General features: G+C 56.9%; 2 protein-coding genes. Both read right to left on the bottom strand.

What is annotated here, in order from left to right; translation table 11 throughout:
- Positions 1-118 precede the first annotated feature (118 nt).
- On the bottom strand, positions 119-1,672 hold the full coding sequence (locus AUL35_RS11440; protein WP_082666275.1) for a site-specific integrase: 1,554 nt from the start codon (positions 1,670-1,672) through the stop codon (positions 119-121).
- Positions 1,673-1,908: 236 nt separating this feature from the next.
- Positions 1,909-3,837, bottom strand: coding sequence for a DUF262 domain-containing protein (locus AUL35_RS11435; RefSeq protein ID WP_062014893.1), 1,929 nt, complete (start codon positions 3,835-3,837; stop codon positions 1,909-1,911).
- Between the last annotated feature and the right edge of the window lie 472 nt (positions 3,838-4,309).

Here is a 4,309-nt window from a genome sequence, read left to right as displayed (position 1 = left end):
TGCGAGATAAAGCGCGTCGACCAGCCGTCGGCCAGTTCGTTGTGCGCTGGGTCCCGGAGCGTTTCGTCCGTCCCGCACGCAACAACCACGTCGCCGACCGACAGCCTACGAAGGCAGGTCAGGTCCCGACGTTGAGTGTCGGGATCTTCTTCAACTCACGCAGCATGGCATCCAGGGGATAGGTGCCATAGGCGTTGCCGACGCTCTTGGGTGCATGCCCCGTCATTGCGTCCATGATGTCGAGGCGGAGGTCATAGCGCCTTCCCATGGTCTTGAAGCGATGTCGCCAAGCATGGCTTGGAGCCAAACGTTTGCTGGTCAGTCCAAGACCGCGGACCCACGGCCCAATAATTTTCGTTGCATTACCACCTCGCTTACCAAATTTGTCAGGTGGTAGGTCCTGGAACAGCGGGCCTTCTTTCACTGTTCGAACGAAATCGAGAAAGCCGCTTTCGACCAAGGCAGGATGAAGAGGAAGCGAACGTTCAGAGCCTGCGTTCTTCAGAGACCCAGCTTCCGCTGCGAAACGCAACGCCCAGATGCCATCGTGCACCTCAATATCTTCGCGTCGCAACTGGCAAACCTCCGAAAGGCGTGCCCCAGTGTACGCGCAGATCCACGGCACCCATCGCAGGACAGGGTCTTGCTCCTTCATTGCCGCCTTGAGAACGATGATCGCTTCGGCGTCCGTGAACTCGAGCGGCGACCCAGACGGCAACTTCTTGGCGGAGACGGTAACCTTATCAGCTGGGTTCTCGCGAAGTTTTCTGTTGTCGAGCGCGACCTGCAGGACCGCTCGCACGACCGCGAGCTTGGCATCCTTGATTGTCTTGGTCGCGAGATTGGCCTCGAGAAGGGCGTTCTTCCAGGCTATGACGTCGTCAACCGTCAGGCGGTGAGCATCGTCATGCCCGACGAACTTGCCTAGCTCCCTGATCGTGCGGCGCCATTCGTAGATCGTTCGCTCGCGCGGCCGCTTCTCCGAGATCCAGAGTTTCACCGCATCGTCGAACGAGAAGCTTGATGTATCGGCTACCGCTGCCGGTCCTGTACGTGACGTGGACGCCGGAGCGGGCGACGGGAAGCTCGGTGCTTTGAGCGCTGCATTGAACAGATGCTCGCCCTTGGCCCTAGCCTGCAGGTCAAGACATGCACGTTGGATCATGATGCCGACGGCACGTGCCAGGGTTTTCCTGTCGGGCGGGTCGAGGGTTATGAAATTGCCAGTACCAACTTCTATTGGATCCGCAGGCTTCGCGTCGATCCCGTGCTTCTTGATCAGGTAGTCGGCGGTATCATTGCAAACCATGTACATCCACACGTTCCCGCCCCCAGTCCAGAGCTGATCGAACGTGTCGGTCTGCCAGCGCGTCTGCTCGCTAGGCGCATTGGCGTAGTGAGTGAACCATCGATCGTAGACCTCACGCGCGATCTCGAGCGCTTCCAGTTCGGTCAGATCCTTCCGCTTGACCCGAAGGTTCGCCCACCGCGTTTCGAGCTCTGCGAGCGCTGCGGAGAACAGGCGCTTGGCCTCGGCAGGATACTTGGTCTTGAGGCTGACCTTCTCCTCACGCCGTCCGAGAACGCCGATGAGATCGGCCGGGACACGCTTGCGCAGATAGAAGACGCCGGTCTTAGGATGCCGGACGGGACGACTCATAGCGAGGCTCATGTGTACCACCGTTGTGTACCACTAGAGCAGCTCTAAGCCATTGTCTTTGCGGAAACTCCTGCATCTCAACAGTTTGAGAGAGGAATGGTGCCCAGGAAAGGAATGCCAACTTCTTCTCAAAGCATCAGGAAAAGCAACGGTTTAAGTCGCCAATATCTGACCGTTGTGTAGCACTCTTGCGTTACGTTGTCGAAAGGCGATTTGGAAGCCTCCGTATGATGGGGGAGGACCGCCTTTCATTCTGCCGCTTCCAGTGTCAGTCCTGCCTCAATCGCATCAACGTCGTCGTCATCGTGGTCTGCAGCTGACTCCGGATCGTCAGGCAGCCCGGCCGTGTTCTGATTGCTGGGTTTACCCATAGCCGCTTCCACAAGGACCAATAGCTGATGCTGGCGATCAGTCATAAAGCCCTCGAAGTCGTCCGCACGCAGGAGCTTTGGGGTGATGAGGTGAGACTTTAGTGCTTCGTCTAGATCACCCGACGCAATCGGAGGAGTGTGCGAAGCACCCGCGTCCAATTTGGCAAGATAAGCCGAAGGCGCAGCGCCGCCGATGATGCGGTTCGTGCGATAGGCAAGGGGGGTCTTGTTGATGATCGAGTCGAACCGATCAGGTTTGATGCCCTGCTTGGCGCACCAATCCTTCGGGAAAATATGATGGATATCGACGTTCTCGTTGAAGAATACGGCATGACTAAAGGCTTGGCCTGATAGCCAATCGATCGCTCCCTCCTTCATTAATAGCGCATTGATACCCTTGTAAGCAGCGGACAAGCGCATACGCATTGTTTTCAACCGGTCCGAGCGGAACACGGCGTCCCGAACCGTCGATGGTTCCGGGCCGCCGTTCAGCCATGGAACAACTTCAAGGAAGTCCCGGGCCATCCGGCTTTCGACTGCCGAACCGTAGAGCTCGCCGAAGACCCCGCACCAGTACCATTGCATGAGTTTCTTGCGGTTCGCCTGGTGCTCCCAGGCATCCCCCATATCTGCAAGGATCGCTGCAAGCGGAACAATCTGTGATTGATAAGGTAAGTCGAACACGCGGTAGATGTGCTGCGTGTGGAGGAACCGCGCCGCCTTCACAAATCCTTCTTCGACGAGGGTCTGATATTTGAGATAAGCACTTAGCGGTAAATCCAAAAGAGCCGATCGATGAGGTGCGACGGAGGGAAGATCCTTGCCGAACTTACCCGCCTCCTCGGCCTCTCTGCGACGGTCTCTTGCATGAAAGAGAACGACTGCCTGGAGGAAGTCGGTATTGGAAACGTTCGAGACGATGCCGCGCGTCTGGTTTCCAGGGCGTAGGGTTTCCAAAAGTCGATGCTGCCGACCCTTCTCCGCTCCTTTCCCGTACCAGTCCTTGCGAAGCTCATGGCCATCGGCCGCGTACATCGCTGTCACTAGCTCGAACGCATCGAGCGGCTTTCCGCCAGTGTTGACCTTCTCGAACACGGTACAGACGGCTTCCTTCGATGTTCCCTTGTCCAAAGCGATCACTGGCACTTGATAGGACTCAAAATTCTTAATGATCCCGGCGTAGAAATTTTGAAGGATGGGCCATTTCTCCGAGAATGTGCCGTTGGCATTGACGTGTTTGATGAATTCCATCTGCCAATCGTTCCAAGAGAAGACCTGGTTGAGAGGAAACATCAGAGCGTCGAATTCGCGATTTTGGCTGGAAAGATCTAAATCAACCGTTCGGTCAAAATCGGACTTTATCTTCTTGTCTTCCGGCACGGATAAGATCGCTTCTTCGCGATCGACACTGGGGTCGAGGCATTTCGCAATGTCAAGGTAGAACCATCGTTGAACGGGCTTCCGCTTGGCGGTCATGGTCTTCACAACCTGGCCTCGCAGCGTGACCTGGTACATGGAGGTTGTGCGTTGCTGCCCGTCGAGCAACAGCGCCTGGGCCATGAAAGCTTCGATCCCTCCGGGCGCACCCTCGATTGGGCGGGGCTGGAAGTTAACCGGCCCGCCTGTGTTTAGGGTCATAAGCGCCCCCACGGGAAAAGACCGCGAGATCGAAGCCACGAGGCTCTTGATCCGATCCTCGTCCCAAACCCAGCTCCGCTGAAAGTCAGGGAGTTGCATCCGCCCGTCGTGGCAGAGCTTCAGAAGCTCATGCAGAGACACGGGGTTGGTCTGGAATGTCGCAGCCATCGTTATGTGCCCTGGAGTTGTGTGATATTGCGCGGAATGAGATGGAGTCACACGAAAGTTGCACCGCAATAGGCCAGTTTGCTCGCGACAAAGCTATGGTCAGGATCCAGTGATTTGAGGTGTGCCGTGTGATTCAACCTTCGAAGGGGAGACCGGATATGAGCGACCTGTACCGGCTTCCGAGGGAGTAGATGGAAGGGCTTCATCCGTTCTTTCTCTGCGGCAAGGGCTGGCAGCGAGTTGATGACTGTCGGGTTTCCAGCGGCATCACCTTTTTCAGCCGCGATGGGCTGGGCTGCCACGAAGCAGCGAGGGACTGTGAGCCTACGAAGGCGCGGTGCAATCGCTGGAAGCCTTTGAGCAAATTGAGTGTCATCCTGAGGATAATAAACAGGCTACGATCAAATCTCCGATGGAGCACCTAAGCCAACGAGTTAGCTATGGCCCAATCGGGGGGGGGGGGGGGGGGGGC

Origin of the sequence: Aureimonas sp. AU4, from assembly GCF_001463765.1 — a bacterium.
GTDB lineage: Bacteria > Pseudomonadota > Alphaproteobacteria > Rhizobiales > Rhizobiaceae > Aureimonas.
The sequence above is the reverse complement of the archived record's forward strand: the minus strand, read 5'-3'. Positions and strand labels throughout refer to the sequence as shown.